Genomic DNA, 23,747 nt, shown 5'->3' on the forward strand with positions numbered 1-23,747 from the left:
ATTTTTACCCTAATCTTAAATAATTTATTTTAATTTTTAAATAATTAAAATAAGAAATCAATATTTATTTTAAATGAGCTTATAATCGAAATTGTGGGTAGCAAATTATTGCCTCTTGAATCACAATGTTCGTATAGCTGCAACCCTGAAGCTACTATCTCTCATCCACTGAAGGTATTGCACAGTGCTGTCTACTTGATCGTCGTGGCGGGTTTCTGGGAACATTAAAATTTCATACTCAAAATCGCTGAGCCATATTGCTTGATGCGGCAGAAAAACCTTGCCGGATTCTATTATCGGAACAATCTGGTGGAATCGAGCGATTTTACTGTTATGCGGCACTATCTCAATAACAGGTATTGTCTTTAGCTCTTGAATCAATTGTTGACCGCTTGTTTTTGCTTCGATTAAAATTGCGTGTGGCTTCCACCTTGCAGCTAGTGATAGAACTTGTTCTTTAAGTTTTGGATACTCAAGCTTCGCACGGTATACATCGAGTAAATAAAACTTATTATTCACCTTTGTCCAGGTGGTGCAGACACTAAAGCCGCTAGAATCGTTTGTTGAAACTGCAGTATCCCAGCTCTGAGTTATATGTGAGAGATTGTCAGGAAAATTTCTATAGCGTTTCAACCATTCTTGCTTAATTATACCACTTGAAAGCGGCAGAGGATTTTGTTGATATTGAGCAGCAAAAGCGTAACTCCCAAGTTCAGCCTTTATCATTTCAATTTCTCCTACATCTAGGGGATATAGCAGCTGACCTTCCTTTTTTAAGTATAAAATCCTTGAAGATGTAGCGCCTGTTGAGCTTTTGCACTCATTTGTAGTTACTTGAATAATAGGAACAGGAGAAGGGAGAATGGATCTTTTGATTGAATAGATAATTTCCTTATTTTCAGAAATCATTGGCAAACAAACATGATGCCATATATTTCTTGGTTTGGAGAGAAGATGCCCAGTCAAATCCTCTTGATGTAGTCTGTGCATTACAACAACGATAACTCCTTTTTTCCTGTCATTAAGCCTGGTTATTAGAGTCTGATCGAACCAGTTTGTGGCACGTTTTCTAAACGTCTCGCTCAAAGCTTGAGAGGAACTCAGTGGATCATCCACGACGATAAAATCTCCACCTTCACCAGTCAGTGTTCCACCAACAGATGTTGCAATCCTACATCCTCTCTGCACTGTTTGAAATTTATATTTAGTGTTCTGGTCTTTGCATAGTTCTACCTCTGGAAATAGCACTCTATACCAACTAGACTGCATCACGCACCTGGTGTCAAGCGAATGCTTTTCGCTAAGCCGCTGAGAATAGCTTGCAACTATTATTCTTGCGGTTGGCTGATTACCAAGTATCCATGCGGGCCATGCAACACTCACGCACATAGACTTCATCGAGCGCGGAGGCATATTGAATATTATTCGCTTCACTTCACCAACACTTGCTGCTTCAAGCCTGTCTGCTATGATTTTTATATACTGATAATTGTTATACTCACATCCCGGCATCACCGTTTGAAAGCATAGTTCGATAAATTTTAAAAAGTTCATGTTAGTCTCCTATAGTGTTAGTGGAATTTACTTTATGGTGGTGTCAGCCTCTTTGGTGTCATATCAGCGTCCTTTTTCTTGTCATCCAAGTAGCCCTTTCCTTGTCATTCCAGTGCTTGACACTGGTTCACCTTATGATGGTGTTATTCAAGTAGCCTCTATCCAAGTGCCCCTTTGGTGTCATCCGAGTAGCTGACACTGGTTTCTTACCAACAAAACCTAGCATAACTTTTGTGCTCAAAAGATTTCTGGATTCCAGCATCAAGTGCTGGCCTGAAGCTTTAGTTACAAGTATTAAGAAATTCACCAAATGAAGAAAAAAGGCAAAAGAATCCCCGTGTAACGAGTTTTGACCCTATAATAATGTAAATTGGCATTGTAATAATGTGCTAACGCTTATTTAAAGCGCATTTTGGCTGAATGTAGAAAAAATAAAAAAGACATGCAGCCGCTATAATTTTATGTAATCTGCCAATATATACCTGAGTTTTTTACTGAATTTTGTTGTTAAATCTGCAGAGATTAAAAACAAGGATAAATACTCTTATTGATATGATAAGTATAACAATGTTACAAAAAATAATATCATAGAATTCAGTAGGATAATTCCTAGAAAACCCCTACATACTAAAAAAAGCAAAATGCTGTTAAAATGAGCTTAAGAATAAATAGCAAACATCTAACATAACGAGTCTATTTGTAAATCAGGTGAGGCTTATCCTATAGAAAGCTTTCGAACTACGCAAGCGTATCTTTTGCCTTTAGTATTTCTTTATTGTTTAAGATAACTGTCTGAGCTCCTCTGCCTTAGCATTATATCTCCACTTTCTGCAAGTTATTCCATTAAGTAGTAAAAATATTAGACTTGCCGCAAAACTAAGAAAAAAAGACCAAAGATAGAGCAGATTGAACTTACAGTAAAAATAGAACAAAAAAACTCCAACAATAAATTATACAAACTTCATCAGGTTAACTTTAACTTAAGAAAACATAAATCAAATTTTCTTGCTCAAAGACCTTGCTTTTTCTCCAACCTTACTCAACCGTACTCTAGCTTAATGCATAATTTTACCCATAAACAACCTTATCTTTGGTACTTTTATTAGTTACAAGTCATCTAGAAAACCCAGATGCTCTACGAAGCCCACCAATCAATATCAGATCCTGCTCTTGTCCTACAGCATTTAATATAGCGTATAACAAAACCATCGCATCTCCCCCAGTAATACGCTTGCATCCTCCACAAAATTCGTATTCACTTAACTGTCGATTTGCCTCCACCCTTTTTCGTTCAACTTGTTCTGCGGTGTTAGCATACTTCAACTCTATTCCAATTGGATGAGTATCATCATTTTCCGCAGATTTTGATAATACTAGGTCTATTTTCCTTCCTCTCTGTAGCTGGAACTCAATAATTACCTTGGCAGGATTATCGCAACTTTGAAATATCCCACGCAACAAAGCCTGAAATTTAGCTTCATTGTTCACGAGTAGACGGTTTCCATTTAATAACGGAGACAACAGACGAGAAATCTCATTAAATAAAACTTCATACCTAGCCCTGTACTCACCATTAACATTACTATCATTACTAAAATTAGGCTCAGCACTCATCAACTGATCTGCAAGTTGATGTAAATTCCTAACATTACCCATTTGTTCTGAAAACCTTCCCTCGAAATAACCTTCACTATGAGAACGTGAGTAAGCACGTAGTGATTCGAATTTCTTTGCAGAAGCCACTTCCAGATGACCCTGGACATCTACTTCACAAAGTACTTGACGCACCTTAGCATCATCTGTGGCTTGAGGCAGTAACGACAGGTTCAATGCCTTGTCTGGTAAAGTCTGCCACTTTAAACGACGAAAAATGTGAAGCACAAAAAAACCAATATTTGATAAAAATAGAGCTAAAGTTAACGCATGGCTTACAATATCTGCTGCATCTCCCCTACCACCTGTACGTTTCATTTTCTCTCCCTGAGAGTGGTTAAATAGATACTTGGTAACCCTTACCTCCCGCCCATCATTTGTTTCTAAGTCCCTCCTTGTAGATAAAACATTTCCAAAAACAAACGATGATGTACAGGAAAAAGTGTTACAATGAGGCGATTGAGTGAACTCTGATGCTATGGGTTGTAAAAAACGTTTTACATTTCCCCTAACTCCATTTCCATGAGGATGTAGTAAACCCGGTATTAAGGAAAGACCACCTTCTGAAAAGGCCTGCACAGAAGTTCGGAGACCAGCACCTCCACGTAATTGAAAATTTAACGCTACACAAACAGCACTTGGTGATGAGGTATGAATAGGCAAAGACGAAACAGAACAACTTTTAGCATAATCTTTAGCTTGCTCTAATCCTTCCTCATCACCAACCTTCAACTCAATTATAATTGGAACCGAATCATTTGTCTGATCAACACCACGAACAAGCAAAACAACATCTGCATAACCTTTTCCTATAAGTAGCTCTGGGTAGAAATCAGCCACAGCTCGGTATCTAAAATTTACTAAAAACCCACACAGAAAACCGTGGTAATCAGACTCTGCACGAAACACTAGGCTATCTTCATGTTCATCATGGATATCAATAACATATTCCAAAATTCTTTTAACATTAGTACGCACTTCTCCTGTATCGTCATTTGCCAACTCACTCATCAGGTCTAACAATTCACCTTGTTCTCTGATTGGGTTAATTTCATGAAAAATTGGAGCTCCAGGTTCATCACGTTGAGGAAATCTATCTATTTCATGAATAAACCTACATTCTTCTCCAAACCGAAATATTTTATACTCTTCCCAATCCAGATCCTCATCTTCCTGTAATTCTTGTGGAAGATTCTCTTCTACCTGCTGCTTCTCTTCTGCACTAAACCTTGACCCAGGGCTGTTCTCATTATCAGCAATAGTATAACACCTTACTATTCTTCTATCTTCTTCATTAGTAAGAACTGCAACTTTCAGATTTCCACAACCGTCAAAACGAAAATAGACTCTTTCATCTTCACCTAAAATACCTGCATCATGTACAGTAGAAAACATACCAAAAAAGAATGCAGGAAAAAAGCCAGGCTTATTAGCTGAATGCAAAAAGGATGGACAATTGTTTAAAAAACCTACAAATTGTCTACTAAACTCATCACAACCTCCACTTAATAAAGCCCTAACTAATTCACGATCTTCATTATTACCATGCATAAATACTCCTATTTGTTAACAACTGCAGCAGGCGAAATACTAACATTAGTACCCACTAACGTAGATTGAGGACCTTCAGTGCTAGCAGAGAATAAATTCAAATTTCTCGCTGACTTACACAACTCTTCTATTAAATTGCAGGAGCTAGTTGCATCTATCATCTTAGAATTCCTTGTTTTATCTAAACTATTTGCTATCCTCTCTTTTAATGATTTAAAGCTTTTGTCTGAACAACAATCTTTAGCAAACTTTAAAATACTCAAGACCAAATCAACTTTTTCACCATCGCCAGCACTTTGAGTATCCTTGCTGTTCTCCTGATCTACAATCAAATTTGAAATTGCATTTTCCATTGCAACAAAAGCAATCCTATCTTTAAAAGGATCGACAACATTTATTTTATTTTGGTTAAATACACTAGATTCCCAAAGACTGCTAATAGCTGACCTTGCTTCATTCCTGTTATCCAAGTCATAATCTTTAGAAACTACAACAAATGAAAGCGATGAGAGAAGATGTGCATATCCTCTAGGTGAAAGCATTTTCTCTACTTCAGATCTTGAACATCCCTCGCTCAAGTACTGGATAACATACTTAGTTGTGCAAAGAAAACCGTGCTCTACTAAGTAACTAAGAGGACGATAGATCACACCCCTATCTTTCTTATTCGGTAGCCCAAGTAGTGACTTATGATCTACTTTTGCGCTTATGACTTTACCTAGAAGGGAATTTAAGGTAGAAGCAAGTTTATAGCTAGATTGCAATGGAGATAATTTTGCAATAGCAGAAACTAGCAATTTTTCTCTCTCTTCTTTCACTAATTTTTCTTCAGAACACAGACGATTATAGAAGTGTTCCACTCCCTTACTCCACTTGAAATCTACAGCCTTATTAAATCCATCTTCTGCTTCTATATTTTCTCTAAGGTTACCTGATTCTTGATCAATCCAGAAATTGAAAACAGGATCACGTCTTCCCATGGAACTTAACAATTCAACTCTTGCAAGCTTATCACTGCAAGCTAAATTCCTATCTTCCTCACATGCACCTTTATGAGATAAGTCAGATCTAAAAGACTCTAACGCCTTGTCAAATAATTGCTTAATTTCACTCTCTACACACTCAATACATGCTATTTTATATATAGCAAATGGATTCAACACACCTGATTTAGCTAATTCTCCTACCAATTTAGCAACATCTAGTGTCGCACCTGACCAACAGGATTCATCACGAAACGCATTACATAAGAGGTCCGATTGCTCAACGGTTAGACCCTCTACTGTTACAGGGTGAGACTTGACCCATTCCTCAATAGCTGAAGTTCTATCACCTTTAACAACATCCTTCAGCTTACTTATTACTTTGCTAGAGATAATCTCTTTATTTTTTTTAGGATCAGAACTGAGACGAGATCTTTTGCTTGGGCCTGCATTACCCTTCAAATCTTCCGTTCCACGTTTAGTTTTACTTTTTGGCATCTAATTACCTCAAAATCAAATATTCAATGAAGGTATTATACAAGCATTAGAATAATATATAAATCGAAAAATTAGTGTGCACCTAAATTTAAGCAGTAATTATAGACCTGCTGCAAAAGAGGAGATATTTAAAGAGAGATGTAGCAAGAGGGAATGAGCTTAAATTATCAAATCAACGTTATTCTACTTTACCTCACTAGCATTTTCCTTACCTTGAGCCTTACTATTACTCACAAATATAAACGTTCGTTACATAGCTCTTAATATGTCTAAAGAGACGAAATTTCCCGAATTATTTATAATGAACCCTTACGATCACATTCTGGGGACGTACATCAGAAAACTTTTATATTATTAGTTTTGTAGTAAAATTATATGAGTACATCGTATCTATTAAATCAGAAGCTTTATGGATTACAGATTGAGAGCTTATTTGTTTGGGGTTATCTGGTTTATACTTAGCTTACTTAGTAGTGTAGCTAATGATACTATATCAAAATATCTAAGTTTACATCTTCAGAGTTTTGAAATAATTTTTTTCCGCTTTCTGTTTACCACTATTACCCTTGTACCTTTTATGTTTTACTATGGAATAGAAACTTTTAAAACAAGTCAAATATCTACTCAAATAACCAGGGGTGGGTTGTTGTTTTGTGGAATGACCTTATGGACTTACGGGTTGACTGTTTTCCCCATAGTAACTGCAACGATTATAAGTTTTTCTATACCATTATTTGTTATACTTCTTGCAATCCCTTTGCTAAACGAAAATATAATTTGGCAAAGATGGATAGTAACTGTTATTGGCTTTGTTGGTATTGCTATTACTACCAAAGCTCATAGTGAAGATTTTAATCCTAAAATTCTTATTTTTATTGTATCTGCATTAATCTTTGCTATATTAGACATACTTAATAAGAAACTTGTAATAAAAGAGTCAGTAATAAGTATGTTATTTTATTCAGCTCTAACGACAACTATTTTTTCTACTCCACCTTTGTTATTTTATTGGCATATGCCTTCCTTGTTGGAGTTAGTATTACTGCTGATTTTAGGAATAAGTTCAAACCTAATTCTGTTCTTCATGTTAAAAGCTTTTGCTCTTACTGATGCTACTGCACTTGCACCGTATAGATACATAGAGCTAATAATTTCTGCAATAGTAACATACGTTATATTTAATGAATTACCTGATAAAAGTGCTTTATATGGTACTTTGATATTAATACCATCAACCTTATTTATAGCTTATTCGGAAGGTAAGGCAATTAAGAAAAATAATCTAACAACAAAAGTTTATAATTGTTAATGGTATTTATTTTAGATGCTAAGCTATATTTTTAAGGTGATAATAAAATGCACGTAACTATTATAGGAGTAGGGTATGTAGGATTAGTATCTGGTACAATGTTATCGGAGCAGGGCCATAAAGTTGATTGCATTGACATAAATACTGAGAAGATTGAACTTTTGAAATCAGGGAAAATTCCTCTATATGAACCTGGATTAGCAGATTATTTAGAGAATAATATAAAGTCACAAAGAATAAGATTTTTCGATTCGTATTTTCAAATAAATCCCAATACAGAAGTAGTATTTATAACTGTAGATACTCCATCAGACTCCCTAGGAAATGCAAATTTAAAGAATGTATATAATGCAGTAAGTGAAGTTTATGAGAGAGTTAATCAAGATTGCTTAATAGTGATAAAGTCAACTGTTCCTCCTGGTACTGCAGAAAATATACATAATTATTTATCTAATAAGGGCTATAACTTTGATTTAGGAGTTAATCCAGAGTTTCTCAAGCAAGGCTCTGCAGTATCAGATTTTTTATACCCAGATAGGATAATAATAGGAGTAAAAACTAAGCTAGCTAGGGCAAAACTAGAAGTTATATATAGATCATTTATAGATAAGAATATTCCGTTAATAGTCACTGATACAGTTACTGCTGAAATGATTAAATATGCTTCTAATGCCTTTCTAGCAACAAAGGTTGCTTTTATCAATGAGATGGCAGGTTTATGTGAGCTATTAGGAGCAGACATTGACCTTTTAGCTAACAGTATGGGAATGGACCATAGAATAGGTAAGGAATTTCTCAAAGCTGGTCCAGGATTTGGAGGATCATGTTTTCCTAAAGATTTGTCAGCTTTAATAAGGCTTGCTGAAGACCACAATGTTAAGCTACAAATTTTAAATTCAGTTAAGGAATCTAACTATAATCATATAACAAACATTGCTAAAAAGGTAGAATATGTATTAAATGGAGTCCAAAATAAAAAAATAGCAATATGGGGGCTAACTTTTAAGTCTGGTACTGATGATGTAAGAAATAGCCCAGCTATAGATATTGCAAAATTGTTAGTGAATAACAAGGCTAAAATTACTGCATATGATCCAATGGGGATGGATAATGCTAGGCAAGTTCTAAAGGATATAGAGTACGCAGACAATGCTATAGGGGCTGCAAGAGACGCGGAAGCCTTATTATTATTAACGGAGTGGAAAGAATTTAAAAATCAAGATTTTGCAAGTTTAAAGAGTATTATGGCTGCACCTAATGTTTTTGATTTCCGTAATTTATTAGATAGCGAGCTATTACTAAGATATGGTTACCATGTTTATTCCTTGGGTAAAAAATCTATCTACAAAGTTTAACTGTTGAGAAATTTTTTTTACACCGCTTTACTTAGTTTTTTTAGATCTTTGCTTGATAGTATGGAAAAGCAAACGAGTGCAACAACAGAGCAAATGGAAAAAAATGAAAACATAATACTGTTACCATAGTGCTTAACAAGTACTCCTAAAACCACGCATGAAAATATTGAACTTGCAATATACCCAAATAATCCTGTTAAGCTTACAATTGCACATACATTATTTTGTGGAGCAATTTCTATAGCTATAACACCTGTCAGTACTTGCACTCCAAATATAAAGAATCCTGATAAGATTGCACCAAGGTTCATAAGAATTATGTTTTGACCAAAGTTCATTGCAATAAAAGTGAGTGCTATACCCAACATGTAAAGTAATGCCAGCAAGCTTCTATTTTGAAAGAAGTACATATCACTAATTCTTCCTGTGATTAAAGTTCCAAGGATTCCACCTAAATCATATACACCTGTTATTAGTGAGGATTGTACAAGAGAAATTTGTAATTTATCCCTTAAAATTATAGGAAACCAAAAGAAGATTCCCATTTTTATAATATAAGCACAAAAAGTAGCACAACATAGAAACCATATGGAACTTGTTACCTTGATACCTATTTGAGATTTATGCACCTTATAATAGGTAGTAAAGTTGGCACTTTCTTTGTAATATGCTTTTAATATTATATAAATTCCAAAAAGTAAGCATAAGAGACCAGAGTACAAAAATGCACTTTTTGCATCATATATTTTAATTATACTTGGTAATACAATTAAAGTAATACAAGAACCAAGTTGCTGAGATGAGCTCATAACTCCCCATGATGATGCAATTGAAGAGATGCTAGAGTTTGTAACCATAAACTTGGTAATAGCTGGCCAACCTAACCCTTGTGTCCAAGCTAATAATATTAATGTTAACAGTAATAAAGTTAGATTATTATATGATAAAGTTATACTAATGGTTAATAATCCAGTTGCAATATTGCATAGCCCAAACATAAATAATGGATTATTTTTGGAGTCCATTATTATTCCATTAACAAATTTTGATACTCCATAAAAAAAAGAAAAGCAGGCAAAAAAATAGCTTAATTTTACATGGTCAGTATCTATTAACAGTGGTAGAGCAATTGGTATACTTTGTCTTGATAAATAAAGCAGCATATATCCACAGAAGAATAGTAAATATTGAAAGAAGACAAAGTTCACACCTATTCCCAAATAGCTCTATGCAGATGCTAGCATAATACTATATTGGTATAATATTGTTTGACAAGAAGTTTGCAAACAATTAGTGCAAAAAATTACTTACTTAGTATCTTTCTTATAGCAGATACAGTAGTATTAATATCTTCATAGCTTATATCTCTATGTGTTATAGCTCTGATTTTACCTTTGATGTTAGCCATTCTAATTCCATAATTTGTCATTAGTACGTTTATTAATTCTTGAGTAGATATACAATTAGTACGTAATGAAAAATACGCTATATTAGTTTTATACAGGTCGATATCAATTATAACTTGATCTATGGAGTCTAGGCCTTCTATAAGGTGCTGCATTTTTTTATGATCCTCTTCTAAAGAATTTACATTATTATGTAGAGCATATAAACATGCAGCTGAAATAATGCCAGCTTGGTGCATACCTCCGCCAATTTGAAACTTATAGTACCAAGCTTTTTCAATAAACTCTTCACTTCCAAGCAATATTGCGCCCATTGGAGCACCTAATCCTTTACTAAAATCAATGAATACCGAATCAAAATAACTTGCATACTCCTTTGGAGATATTTTAGTATGAGCACAAGCGTTGAACAGTCTTGCTCCATCTAAATGAGTGAATACGTCATTCTCTTTGCAGAGACTTGAGATCTCTTGAATATATTCTAAAGGCCACACAGCTCCACCACCAAAATTTGTCGTTTGTTCGATAGAAACAAGCCCAACTCTCGGAATATTTCTTAAACTAGGACGAGTAATAAACTCAACAATTTGTTCTCCAGTAAATATTCCTCTCGTACCTTTGATGGGCAAAGGAGTAGCATGTGCCTGGGCCGCAATCAAGCCAGATTGTACTATGAGCGGATGTGAAGTTTCATCAAGCAGCAAGTAATCACCAGGTCTTTGAATGTGTACTTTATAAGCAATTACATTGGACATCGTTCCTGAAATCAAAAAGATTCCTGCAGGTTTACCTAATATTTTACATGCGGTTGCCACTAATTCGTTCACAGTTGGATCTTCACATGCAGCTTCGTTTCCAACTTTTGCTTTAGCCATCGCTTCCCTCATTTTAGCTGAAGGGTCAGTGTTTGAATCGCTAAAGAAATCTATTTTTATTCTCATATTAAATTTAACACAACCTCCTTTATAATTTCAGCAGCTTTCATGATGTCTGTTTTCTTTGTGCCAAGATGGGTAACTGCTCTTATATGAGACTCGAGCCAAGGAAAAAGCAATAAACCATAAGCTTGGCACTTACTCAAGAAAACCTCATTAGTTACATTTAGTGCTTTTATACTAAAGCTTACTATATTAGTTTCCGGATAAGGTAGTACCAGTTTTATGTGTGGAATTTCTTTAATCTTATCTGCAAGTAATTTAGCGAGCTTATTATCTTCTTTAAGCCTAGAGATATTATTCTGTAGTACGTATTTTGCTGCATTAGCACAATACCCTATCTGATGATAACCACTACCTAGCCAAACCTGTAGCTTTTTAGCCCTTTCAATTATCTCTCTTTTACCCATAAGCATTGAACCAAAAGGAGCTCCAAGTCCTTTAGTAAAAGAAAAGCTCATTGTATCCACGTATTTAGCATAATCTGCTAAAGCAATATTCGTTTCGATATGAGCATTAAATATTCTTGCACCGTCTAAATGAAGATTTACATTGTGAGCTTTTAAAAAGTTATATAACTCAACTTGTTTTTCAAAAGGATAAATTTTACCATTAAACCCATTTATACTATTTTCTATAGAAACAAGACTCACCTGAGCAAAAATTTTATACCTCGGCTTAGAATTAATAGCATATTCTACTTCATCAACATCTAAGATTCCGCTATTATTTCTAATGCAATTAAATACGATATTATTTACTTTTGCATTGCCTGCGCTATCGAAAAAATTAACGTGATAATTATAATGAGTTATGAGTTCATCACCAGGACTTGTTTGACTGGCAATGGCTAATCTATTTGCAAGCATACCGCTGGTTACAAATAATGCTTCTTCTACTTTGAATAGTTGTTTGCAATATTCTGATAAGTCATTACAGCTTTTGTCTTCACCATAAGCAAAATCTCCAACAGTTGCATTACTTATTGCATGTATAACGTTGAAGCTCTGCAGAGTTGTAGTGTCACTTCTCAGATCAATAATTTTTTCCATCTTATTTCTTGCCATTCAAACAACCAATTTGAGCATTCCAAAGTTCTTTATAAAGACCGTGCTTAGAAACTAGTTCAGCGTGTTTACCATCTTGGACAATTTTTCCTTTGTTAAATACTAGAATTCGGTCCATGTGTAAAAGTGTAGAAATACGGTGTGCTATAGTAATCGTAGTTTTATTTTGCATCAGTTTAAATAAACTCATTTGAATTGTTTTTTCTGTTATAGAATCTAATTGACTAGTTGGTTCATCAAGAAATAATATTGGAGCGTTTTTTAAAAATGCCCTTGCTATTATTATTCTTTGTCTTTCTCCTCCAGATAGCTTGATACCTTTTTCTCCAACTATAGTTCCATATTGATCTGGTAGAGTCATAATGAAATCGTGAATACCAGCCAGCTTTGCAGCTCTCATTATTTCTTCGATAGTAGATTGAAGTTTACCATATATGATGTTTGCTAAAATAGTATCATGAAATAACAATGGGTCTTGAGGTATTACAGATATTTGTTGCCTCAAAGAACTCTGTGTAACTTCTGATACTATTTGATTATCAATCTGTATATTACCTTTTTTAACATCAAATAGCCTTAGAATTAAGTTTATAAAAGTAGATTTACCACCTCCAGAATAACCAACTAGACCTACCTTTTCGCAAGGATTAATGGTAACTGAGAAATCTTGAAATAATGGCTCCTGACCTTCATAAGAAAAAGAAACATTATTAAACGTTATTCTTCCACTTAATAAATTTAATTCTTTAGCATTTTCCTTATCTTGAATTTCTGGTACGGTAGTCAAGATTGGCAATGCATCTGAAACTTTGCCGAAATGAGTAGAAAATTGGGTAAGATTCCTAGTTAGATGGTTAAGAAACTCTATAATCGATATATTAATTCCAAGTACAAGAGCAATATCTCCTATTGCAACCTTGTTCAATTGATAATCATGAATTAAAAAATACAAGTTTACTGCTTGAAGTATATCGAATGAATATCCATATATAAACCAAAGACAAAAGTATGCCCATTGTAATTTTCTCTCTGCAATAGTTCTTTTCTTGCATATTTGAAAAAATTTGTGTCTCTCATGTGCTTGCTGAGAAAATAACCTTACTGATATAACATTTAAAATACTATCTGCTATACTAGCTATTACTTGTGAGTTTTGTTTAGAGTAATTATCAGCTAGTTCAGTAAGTACACGAAAGCTGAAAATCGATACTAAAATAAAAATGCTTACCCAAGTGAATGTGGCGATTGCAAATTTTATGTTTACTAATGATAAGGTATAAATAGCTAAGACTAATGCTATGCTGTAACCGAAAAAACAATCTATAAGCAATCTTATTAACTCTATCACACTATCCATTAAGTTACTGACCTTATGTACTAAGCTTCCAGATAAATTTTTCTGATAATAGGAATGGTCTTGCTGGAGTAGCCTACAAAAAGACATATCAGCTATCTTTTGACGCATTAAGGTAAACATTCGAATGTCAACAAAATAGCCATAGAATCTAAAAGCAGTAGTGATAAGTAATGCCATACCAAGATAAGCGCTTACAGGTAATAAAAGATTCTCAATTACATTACCTTCCTGATATTTTACAGCTGTATCTAGAATATTTTTTACTAAATACTTTCTAAAAGACAAATCAACAGCTACCACCAGGGCAACTAAAGACATTACAAGCACATTAAGCTTGAATTTAGATACTATATTCAAGATGAACATCAATACACATTTGAAGCTATCAACTCTACTTCTGTTCATTTACAATGCTAGCTCCACTACGTTGACTTTTTTATTGAGAAATACAAGTAGTGAAAACCATAAATTTTTGTATATTTTTCCTGAGATGTCTCCAGCATCATGTAGTGCTGATGCTTGATTCAGAATAAGTAGCTTATATAAATCTCGCTTAGCCTCAGTAGTGTCGATCTCAGAAATATTTGTAGTTGTGTCTGTAATAAAGGCTAACCAGCTCTTAATAAGTTCTTTCATGTTTTTTGCTTTTATACTTTCTTGGTAGCCAAATAATGACAAGCATTCTCTCAGTATAGATTCTGTTAACTCACCACAATTGAGTATACCAAAAACTGAAGGCTGAGGTTTTGGCACATAGGGAAGGTCTTGATCTTTTACAATCCACCTTGTTACATAAGCAAATCTATCTTTAGCATCTGTATTCTTATCACTACCATGCCATAACCGTGAATCAAAAACTATCGCATCTCCTGCTGAAATAGGTAGTGACTTAATTTTATAATTTTCTCGGTTATTTGAGTACTGATCAAAAAAATATGGGTACCAAAAATCAACTAAAGGCTGTATTTCCCATTTATGACTGTTTTCTATAATTTGCAGTGCACCTGAAGTTTCACTTACATTATTCAAAGCTAACCAAACGGAAAAGTGGTAAGGATCATTGAAACTATAGGAGATGTCTTGATGGAAGGGAACTGCATCTATTAAATCAGCAGTTTTACATATAACATTTGATTTTTTCTGCAGTATCTGACACTGAAGTGACTTTTCAAGGTAATTTTTAATAATTTTATCTAATGCTTGAGATATAATTCTAGTTACTTGAGATAACATGCCCCATCTGCCGGTACAGTTTAAGTAGTCAGAAGTTGAAACACTTAGTTCTTGGGATAGCTCTGATATCTTATTTGTTATATCACTTAAAGACTGAGTTATTAGCTTTAAAGGAACCAGATCTTTGATAATAAAAAAACCATTTTTTTGTAGTATTTCCATATGATTAACACCTGACATCAATGACTGATAAGTAATCTGTTAAAGGTACAACAGAAGAAATTTTGAATCCTTTTACTTGTTTGAGTATTTTTTCCCAATCGCTTAATGTTCTTAGTTTACCTCCTGTTTCAACCATTACATTAATATCTACAGAGCCTCCAGCTGGAGAGCGGTAATCTAAAATAGTTTCTATCAATAAAATACGAGATATTCCTTTGACCAATTTTAAATAAGACAATACTTTATCATCATCATAATGCTGTAGAAAGCGGCAAAAGACACCTAATTCATAATTTGTAGCTGATAGTTTTTCCTGAGTTATAAGTTTGACTTTTAAATTTTCTACTAACTGTCTTGGCACTTTATGTTCGTTATATAGGCCTATAGAACCTTTATTGTGTATATCAGAATAAGCAAGAAATAAAGAGTGTACACCAAATAGCAATATATTCTTAGCACCATCTATATTAATCCTAGAATTAAACTCTTTAGTATCAAATCTAGAATATCCTAGCAATGCTTGGTAAAACGCTATTTTCTTATCTTCTGATGCTTCTCTTTCCTTAAAAGATTCAAATGAAGAGATTGACTTCTGTTTTAGTATATCGGCAATCTTTAACCAATTCTTTTCAGCGGCAACTCTTGCCCACATTGTTGCTGCTTTTGGCAAAAATGGTATTTCCTTAAAACACTTACCTTTTGATGATAGTTTCCATAAGTCCTCGTCCTTATCGTAATCAATAAACCCTATTTCCCACAACGCCCTTAACAGCCTTTCTAGATTTGGTACGATAATGTTTAACTTTTTAGATAAAAACGGCACAGTTGCAGGTAAAATATTTAACAAATCAAGTTCAATAGCAACGCTTGTTAGGTAAGTTTTCCAAAAGGCTGAAAGTTCTGCAGAAATCCTATGCACTTGAGATTCTTTACCTAAATCAAAAATACTAAACTTTACATTTCCGGTAATATCGATTTGTCCTAACACACCTTCAAAAGTTTCAACTTTTGCCATGCCATTATAGAATGCTTCTACCATTTTAAATCTCTGCTGGTAAACAGGATCACCATTAATATCTATATGAAACCAACCATGTTGATCTTCTGCAATAGAATACCCTTTATGAAAAACATTAAGTTTTTTATGCCATTTATTATGTACTAACTTTCCATGATGATTAATATGTGTAGCTTTGCCATCCTTATAGACTACAGCGATACCATCCTTAAAATCTCCAACATAATCATATTCCTCCTGATAAATCCTGTTGCCATTTAAATTAATATGAAAACATTTATCATGTCTTCTAACTACACAAGCATCTTCCTGATAATTTCCAATCCATTGATACGACTGTTTGTATACTCTACATCCAGATGAATCAATATGGTAACACCCTGTATCATCTTCTACGGCTGCTCTATTGAAGTAGAATCCAAAAGTTTTTAGAAATCTATGATGATAAACTGCTTCTCCTCTCACATTGATATGATAAGCACCTGTCTGATCATAAACCGGTGCAAGACCGGGCTCATGAAATTTACCAACCTTTATAAACCTATTTTCATACAAAGGATTTCCTAGTAATTCGTGAAAACTCTCACACGGTGAAATTTTAATAGATTTAAGATTATCTTTGATTAATTGATCAAAGGTTTTCTCATGTTGCATGTTTTGCATAATTTGTAATTTAAATAATTCTTTTGTAAGCTTAGGTACTCACTACTCTGCCATATTTCCTCGAGTTTAACCTCATTAACATTACCAAAATTTCCTAATGTCTTACGGAGTTCATCTGGAGCACAGCAAGGACTAAACTTTCCTTCATTGTTTATCCATGCTTCTTTACCTAAAAATGGGCATTGACCACCTGGAGCCAAATCCTTAATACCTTCTTGAGAAAGGATTGTGAAATTTTCTAATTTTATCTTTTTACCATTTAGCAATAGCATATTATCTCTAAGTTCGTATAACCTTCTCACCTCCGTGTTCCATCTACTAATTGCTAACTCATCTCTTCTCATAGATAGATCCTTAATTTCCTCAAAATGTGCCCAAAGATGATGTCCTTTAACTCTATCTATGCCGTTTTTTATGGCCATCTTAACTATGTCATAGAGTTCATGTAAATTACTTTCCAAAAATGTTAATTGTAAAGTAACGGTACACCTTTCACCTGTATCGCTAAAGTATTTATCTCTAACTTCAAGGAAAGTTTTTAAATTTTCTGTCACTACTTCCCATTTTGAACCTTTCATGATTCTTTCATGAGTTTCTTTAGTTGCCCCATTCCAGGAAATCTTAACATCAGATAAAATTGGTACCAATAGTTCAGCCCATTTTCTAGCTCCTTTAATAGGAAAAGAACCATTGGTTGTGAGGTTAAGCTTAAGGTTGAACTCATGGCACAAATTGATTATTTCATCAAAGCTTTTATACATTAAAGGCTCACCCATAGTAGAAGGAATGATTTCCCTTAAAGGTGTGCCAGCTGCTTCCTTAATTACTTTTCTGATAGTTTCTATCGACAGTATCTTAGGTTTTATTCCTTTAGCTTTCTTTTCTTCTTTAACTTTGCTGTATGGTGAAAAACATTCGCACATTATACAAGCAAAATTGCAGTAATCTGGATTAGTATCAAAAGTAATTCTCCAAGGACCGGGTTTCAAAGCTACTGATTTGCCTTTCTTTTCAATAGCATTACGGTAAATCTTGTTAAGTTTTTCAGTATGCTCACTTATAGAAGGTATATTTCCATTTTCAGTATAAGGATAGCCTTTTTGGGTAAGTTTATTGTATAACTCCTGATTTGTAGATAGGACTTGCATTTTTTCTGATAAACTACTTGCATCTCTGTGCTTAAACAATAGTCCATCTCTTACATATTCTGCCATACCACCATAATCGGCTGTTATAAGTGGTATTCTAAGTTGCTGTGCTTCATGTATTACTAATGGTGAATTTTCACCCCAAATTGAAGGAACGACTATTGCATCAACTTTATTAAATACGTCAGTAACTATATTCTTATTATCATAACTTCCCATCCACTCTATTCTTTCTTTAACAACAGGTGAAAACTGATCGGCAATCGCTTTTAAAGCTTTAGTTTCTTCTCTTGCTGCTCCCCAAATTCTAAGTTTTGCTTTAGATGATAAGTGAGAAAAAGCCTTTAGTAATAGGTCAACACCTTTTTCGGGAGTATGAGTACCAATATAACCGAAAATAAACTCTTTTTCTTGTGCTCTATTTCTATTCTTAAGACGATTGAGATCAAAACCATAATCAAGATAAGAAATTTTGTTTATCGGAACATTGAAATCCTGAGTAAATTTATCCATCAAGAATTTTGATGGGGAAATAAAGTAATCTATATAGTCTATTATTTTCCTTGTGTGCTTCATTCTAGTTGCAACCCATTGTTCCCAATAATTTATGTCTAAATTCAGGAATTCTTCATCTCCTGTAAAATATCCTTTGTAACATTGGGTTGCACACTTTTGATCCTTTTGTCCATCACAAAGCCGCAACAAATCTTCAGAATTGCGTTGAATAAACCTTCCTCTTGGACACATTAACCAAAAGTCATGTAGCGTAAAAATTGTAGGTATATTTTCTTTAAAAGCAATTTCTGGTAAAGTAATTGATAGATGATTAAGATGACCAAAATGTATAAGATCTGGCTGAAAGTTATCTATTACTCTTTTAAATTTTATATCTACTTCTTCATTAATAAATTTATAACGATATTTAGTTATGGGTATATTAATTAAATGCAGTAAGATTCGTGAATCACTACGATCTAGGACTGTAGTATAATAAAAATCAGGTAAAAAGCTATTTTCATACCTAGTAAATACTTGTACCTCATTGTTATTTGCTAGTTCATGAGCAAGAGTTTGGCTATAAACCTCTGAACCAGCACTATAATAAGGAGGGTAACCATGAATAACTTTTAATATTTTCATATATTACCATATCTATATTGTCAGGATATTCTTGTGTATTGTTTTGTAGACTTTTTATAAAATTACTTAATCCTACTTCTAATGAATGTTTTGGAGACCAACCAAGTAGCTCTTTAGCTCTAGTAAAATCACCATGGAACTTAGTTACATCAAAATTTCTTGGAGGATAAAAATCAATTCTAGAATCACTTTTCGTGACTTTTAATATTGTTTTTGCTAAGTTTTCTAAAGTACATGGGCTATTAGTAGTAAGATGAATAGCAGGAAGAGAAGATTTTTCGCTTTGTAAATATTTAACAGTTAAGCATATACCCTCTATAACATCATCCAAATAGGTAAAATCAAAAACACATTCTTTACCTTCTATTTTAATTGGATCACCTCTTAATGCATTAATACAGAGTGCAGGAATTACTCTACTGTTATGATCTAGTAAACCACCGTATACATTTGAAAAGCGTAATATTGCTACATTAAAATCTTTTAAGCTTGTTATTTGTTTCTCAATAAATGCTTTACCTTTGGCATAATTATTTATTGGATTGATACTAGCAGATTCTGTAACCGGCAGTTCCTTCTGCTCTCCATAGACTTCCCTACTACTTGCATATATAAACCATGGTTTATTTGAAAGTGACTTACATAACCCTAAAAACTGCATTGTACCATCAACATTAATTTTTTTACACAGTTCAGGATAAAGTTCACCATGTATAACCCGAGAAATTGCAGCCAGATGAATAATTCCTGTACACTTAGCAAGTAGTGGTACTATATCTTCTGAAAAAAAACTGAGTGGATTGTTGTGAAACCTAATATCACAGCTTATTACTTCATGGCCCTGGTTTTCTAACTTTTTCACCAAGGTTGACCCTATCAAACCTGCAGCACCTGTTATTAATATCCCCATGTATACCCTCTCACTACAACTAGGAAAATTTGTCGTACCAATTATCTTACAAGTAAGAATCAAAAGGTATTATAAAACCAGTATAAAATAAATGTCAACTTAAATTAGTGAATAAAAAATGTGATTATGAAAGAAGAGTTGTTGCTTGAAAATAGTGTTCAGCTTTAACCAAATCCTCTTTATTATTTACTCCCATTGCTTCTCTTTCATCAGTAACTACATAACCTACACTCAAGTTATTGGTTGCTGCAATGGGTACTATATCATTAAGACAATATTCATTGGTCGAATTATTAAATTTTATTTCTTTTACTAAGGTAGAGAGATCTTTAGCATATGAAGCTATTATTCCAGAGTTTGCAAGAAGCATTTTATCTCCATTTTTTAGGATTTTTTGAACATTGCCGTAATTATCAATTACTAATCTTCCATATTGTTCATCTTGACTATTGAATCCAAGAAGAACTAAATTATTATACTTTAAACAATCAGTCATTTTCATAACTGTATCACTAGATATAAAAGGAGTGTCTCCATACTGTATTAAAACTATGTCTTGATCAGATAACTCCTCCAGATTTTCTAGAGCAATTTTAACTGCAGTGCCAGTACCTGTAATATCTTCTTGAATTATTAGTTTTATATTGTATTGATCGATTATACTTTTTAGAGTATCAAAGTTTTCTAAATCTTTTAGAAGGGAGTTGTTAACAACAATTGATAAGCTTTTTAGACTCAGCAATTTTGCATTAGAAATTATATGTTCTAAAAGAGTAAGATTTCCCACTTGGTGCAACGCTTTTGAATATTCAGAATTCATTCTACTGCTCTTTCCTGCTGCTAATATTATCAAAATGTTACTCATACATGACTTAGGGATTGATTAGATAGTAAGTTAATTTATAATTAATAAGATGTAAAGCCCACTATAATTTTCTAAATGATCTAGATCTTGGCACCCTCATTAGAGTTTCATTTAAGAGAACTATAACTTTAAACTCTTTACTCGATTTTCTACGCTGACATCTTGTAAACTCTGATCTGGACTTTTTAATATTTCTAATAATCTACTTGCAAGGTTTGAGTGTTTATTGATTACTGCAACCTGGACTAATGACTTGCCTTGATCATCACGAGCATTTGTTACAGCTACGCGCTCATCGGGTTTTATTGCTCTCAGCTTACTGATAATTTCAACATTACCATTTTTTGCATTTTCAAATAGCTCTTCTACTAATTTCAATAGGTTAGTAATATTCTGGTCTCGAGAAAGATCAAGTGGTGTTTTACCTTCTTTATTCTTGATGTTATAAATTGCACCATGTTTCAACAAAGATTTTACAGCTTCGAAAAAGCTATTTTCAGTAGCAACATGCAACGATGTAGTGCCTTTAACTATTGTTTTAGCATTAATAAAATCACTCAATTTATTGTGGCTTACACGTTGTAACAAAGCTTCAATAATTTCTTTATGACCTTTGGAAGCAGCAGTGTGTAATGGTGTATTACCCTTGTTAGTAACTTGAGTAGCATCAGCTCCATTTGCTAGCAAGATATTTACAACTTTTATGTGCCCATTATTAACAGCATAATGTAATGGCGTTCTTCCATCCACGTTCTTCGAATCAATGATTGCTCCATCTCTAATGGAACTCTCAATTCCTAAATAATTATTATCTTCTATAGCCTTAAATAACTTCTCAACCAATTTTAGTAATTTTATTACTTCTGGGTTTCCTCTTCTTTCCGCAAAGTGTAATGGTAAAACATATCTACCTCCTTCAGCTCTAGCATTAAAGTATGCTCCGCTCATAAGTAGAGACCTAACTATATCTAAATTACCAATTTGTGCCCCTAAGTGTAAAGGCGTAGCATTTTTATCCATTTTTGCATTAACATCCGCTCCATTTATAATAAGAGTTTTCACTACCTTAGGATGACCATATTGAGCTGCAAGATGTAGGGCTGTGCCTTTATTTTGATTTTCTTTTACATTTACATCAGCACCATGTTTCAATAGAACGGTTGCTATCTGATCATAACCTTTTTCTGCTGCAAAATGTAAAGGAGTCCAATTTGTGTGATCTAAAGCATTAATATCTGCTTCCTTTTCTAAGAGCAATTCAACCACCTCTAAATGATCATGGTCTACTGCAAAGTGTAGAGGTGTAGTACTTTTAACTGTTTTAGCATTAATGTCTGCTCCTTTATCAAGCAAAGATTTAGCAACTTCTAAATTACCATCATATGCTGCACAATGTAGAGGAGTCCAACTTCTGTTATCTAGAGCATTAATATCTGCTCCATTTTCAATCAAGAAATTCATTATTTCCAAGTGATTATGTTCTGCTGCCAAATGTAGAGCTCTTCTACCATCATCCATCTTTGCATTTATATTTGCTCCTTTTGCAATTAAGCTCTCTACTATTTTTAAAGAAAAACCATTATATGCTGCATTATGTAAAGGAGTCCAATTCTGATCATCCACGGTGTTAATGTTTGCTCCATTTTTAATTAAAAAATCACTCACCTCGAAATGACTTTGCTGAATTGCTAGATGCAAAGGTGTAAAACCTTCGTTTTTTTTAGCATTAACATTGGCTTTTTTCTCTATTAGTAGCTTCACTACTTCTAGGTGACCATTCTGAGATCCTATATGTAAAGCTGTGGAATTATCGTGGCCTTTAGCATTAACATCAATTCCCTTTACGAGAAGAAGAGACTTAACTACTCCAAAGTGATTACGTTCTGCTGCTAAATGTAGTGGTGTAAGATTCTCATAATCCTTAGCATTAACATTAGATTTTGCTTTTAGTAAAATGTCTACTAACTCTAAAAAGCCATTTTGAGACGCTAAATGTAGAGGTGTAATCTTATCATCTGTTTTTGCATTAACGTTTGCTCCCGCTTCAAGCAGAACCTTAACTATATCTAACCTACCAGTTTGTGTTCCCAGATGTAAGGGTGTAATGTTTGCATCAACTTTATGATTACCTATGCCTGAAGATCCAGCGTTAATATCAGACCCTTGTGAAATAAGAGCTTTAACTACTTCGAGGTTACCATTTTGTACTGCAGAATGTAAAGGTCTTGCTCGATCATTATTTACAGCATTAACATCTAATCCCTTTTCAATAAAAACATTTACTGTATCTAGATGACCATTCTCTGCTGCTAGGTGTAAAGGTGTATTAAGTTTATCTGTTTTAGTACTAAGATCTGCTCCATTTGCAATCAAGGTGTTGACTATATCTAAATATCCTTGCTAGGATGCAAAACTTAAAGGTGTAAAGCCTAGAATGGTCTTATGGTTTACATCTGCTCCATGAGCAATAAGAAAATTAACCATCTCTAAGCGATTTTTTGCAATTGAAAAATACAGTGGCGTAAAGCCATCGTACTTAATCTCTGAATTAATATCTAAACCTTCTTCTAATAAAGTGTTGACTAAATCCAATTGACCATTTCCTGCTGCTAAATGTAGTGGTGTAAGACTAAGATGTTTCTGAGTTTCATAATTTTCATTTAAAAACTCTACAAAAAATTGTAGCTGATCCAGATTATTAGATATTCTATTAGTAAACATAAAGGCCTCGCATGAAGAATTTATGTAAAATATAGTATCTACAAGTTTTTAAGCAAGATAAATCTTCTTCTTAAAAAAGATACTGTATCCAATCTGTGTACTTATAACTTTTTTATTTGATCATGGGTGATCAGCTGTCTCAGCTGCAATAGAGACACCTACCTTAAGTAGCTACATCAAATTTCTCTGTTTTTTGCCCCTTTTTTCTCTGATGAAGAT

General features: G+C 33.7%; 16 protein-coding genes. 2 read left to right on the forward strand and 14 right to left on the reverse strand.

Annotation, left to right across the window (positions count from 1 at the left end):
• Nucleotides 1-120 precede the first annotated feature (120 nt).
• The 3 genes from terL to CAI20_RS01700 all read right to left on the reverse strand — a co-directional run bounded on the left by terL (nt 121) and on the right by CAI20_RS01700 (nt 6,239).
• Nucleotides 121-1,554: a phage terminase large subunit gene (terL, locus tag CAI20_RS01685; RefSeq protein WP_012481972.1), complete on the reverse strand. Its 1,434-nt coding sequence runs from the start codon at nt 1,552-1,554 to the stop codon at nt 121-123.
• Between the two features lie 1,113 nt (nt 1,555-2,667).
• Complete coding sequence (locus CAI20_RS01695; RefSeq protein ID WP_149168724.1) at nt 2,668-4,758, reverse strand: hypothetical protein; 2,091 nt, start codon at nt 4,756-4,758, stop codon at nt 2,668-2,670.
• Between the two features lie 8 nt (nt 4,759-4,766).
• A complete protein-coding gene (locus CAI20_RS01700; RefSeq protein ID WP_149168725.1) occupies nt 4,767-6,239 on the reverse strand; it encodes a hypothetical protein in 1,473 nt (490 codons plus the stop codon).
• Between the two features lie 409 nt (nt 6,240-6,648).
• Here CAI20_RS01700 and CAI20_RS01705 point away from each other — a divergent pair, with 409 nt between their 5' ends.
• Nucleotides 6,649-7,548, forward strand: a complete 900-nt coding sequence (locus CAI20_RS01705) for a DMT family transporter (protein ID WP_149168726.1) — start codon at nt 6,649-6,651, stop codon at nt 7,546-7,548.
• A gap of 47 nt (nt 7,549-7,595) precedes the next feature.
• Complete coding sequence (locus CAI20_RS01710) at nt 7,596-8,903, forward strand: UDP-glucose dehydrogenase family protein (protein WP_149168727.1); 1,308 nt, start codon at nt 7,596-7,598, stop codon at nt 8,901-8,903.
• A 17-nt stretch (nt 8,904-8,920) separates the two neighbouring features.
• Here CAI20_RS01710 and CAI20_RS01715 read toward each other — a convergent pair whose 3' ends face one another.
• From CAI20_RS01715 to CAI20_RS06625, 11 genes are all read right to left on the reverse strand, one after another.
• Nucleotides 8,921-10,066, reverse strand: coding sequence for an MFS transporter (locus CAI20_RS01715; protein ID WP_149168728.1), 1,146 nt, complete (start codon nt 10,064-10,066; stop codon nt 8,921-8,923).
• A 140-nt stretch (nt 10,067-10,206) separates the two neighbouring features.
• Nucleotides 10,207-11,250, reverse strand: coding sequence for a threonine aldolase family protein (locus tag CAI20_RS01720; protein ID WP_149168729.1), 1,044 nt, complete (start codon nt 11,248-11,250; stop codon nt 10,207-10,209).
• Nucleotides 11,247-12,296, reverse strand: a complete 1,050-nt coding sequence (locus CAI20_RS01725; protein WP_149168730.1) for a threonine aldolase family protein — start codon at nt 12,294-12,296, stop codon at nt 11,247-11,249. Before CAI20_RS01725 ends, CAI20_RS01720 begins: the two co-directional genes overlap by 4 nt.
• Nucleotide 12,297: 1 nt before the next feature.
• The gene (locus tag CAI20_RS01730; protein ID WP_149168731.1) at nt 12,298-14,073 is read right to left on the reverse strand and encodes an ABC transporter ATP-binding protein; all 1,776 of its coding nucleotides are present in this window, start codon (nt 14,071-14,073) and stop codon (nt 12,298-12,300) included.
• Nucleotides 14,074-15,063 (reverse strand): phytanoyl-CoA dioxygenase family protein, encoded by a 990-nt coding sequence (locus CAI20_RS01735; RefSeq protein ID WP_149168732.1) that lies wholly within the window; start codon nt 15,061-15,063, stop codon nt 14,074-14,076.
• Between the two features lie 4 nt (nt 15,064-15,067).
• Nucleotides 15,068-16,744, reverse strand: coding sequence for a WG repeat-containing protein (locus CAI20_RS01740; RefSeq protein ID WP_149168733.1), 1,677 nt, complete (start codon nt 16,742-16,744; stop codon nt 15,068-15,070).
• The gene (locus tag CAI20_RS01745) at nt 16,705-19,032 is read right to left on the reverse strand and encodes a glycosyltransferase (protein ID WP_149168734.1); all 2,328 of its coding nucleotides are present in this window, start codon (nt 19,030-19,032) and stop codon (nt 16,705-16,707) included. The genes CAI20_RS01740 and CAI20_RS01745 overlap by 40 nt, the downstream gene beginning before the upstream one ends.
• Nucleotides 18,989-19,942, reverse strand: coding sequence for an NAD-dependent epimerase/dehydratase family protein (locus CAI20_RS01750; protein WP_149168735.1), 954 nt, complete (start codon nt 19,940-19,942; stop codon nt 18,989-18,991). The genes CAI20_RS01745 and CAI20_RS01750 overlap by 44 nt, the downstream gene beginning before the upstream one ends.
• 124 nt (nt 19,943-20,066) lie before the next feature.
• The gene (locus CAI20_RS01755; protein ID WP_039950631.1) at nt 20,067-20,807 is read right to left on the reverse strand and encodes an NTP transferase domain-containing protein; all 741 of its coding nucleotides are present in this window, start codon (nt 20,805-20,807) and stop codon (nt 20,067-20,069) included.
• A 120-nt stretch (nt 20,808-20,927) separates the two neighbouring features.
• The gene (locus tag CAI20_RS01760; protein ID WP_256365556.1) at nt 20,928-23,192 is read right to left on the reverse strand and encodes an ankyrin repeat domain-containing protein; all 2,265 of its coding nucleotides are present in this window, start codon (nt 23,190-23,192) and stop codon (nt 20,928-20,930) included.
• 15 nt (nt 23,193-23,207) lie between these two features.
• The gene (locus tag CAI20_RS06625; RefSeq protein ID WP_246111611.1) at nt 23,208-23,528 is read right to left on the reverse strand and encodes an ankyrin repeat domain-containing protein; all 321 of its coding nucleotides are present in this window, start codon (nt 23,526-23,528) and stop codon (nt 23,208-23,210) included.
• Nucleotides 23,529-23,747 lie beyond the last annotated feature (219 nt).

Source organism: Wolbachia endosymbiont of Chrysomya megacephala, from assembly GCF_008245065.1.
Classification (GTDB): Bacteria; Pseudomonadota; Alphaproteobacteria; order Rickettsiales; family Anaplasmataceae; genus Wolbachia.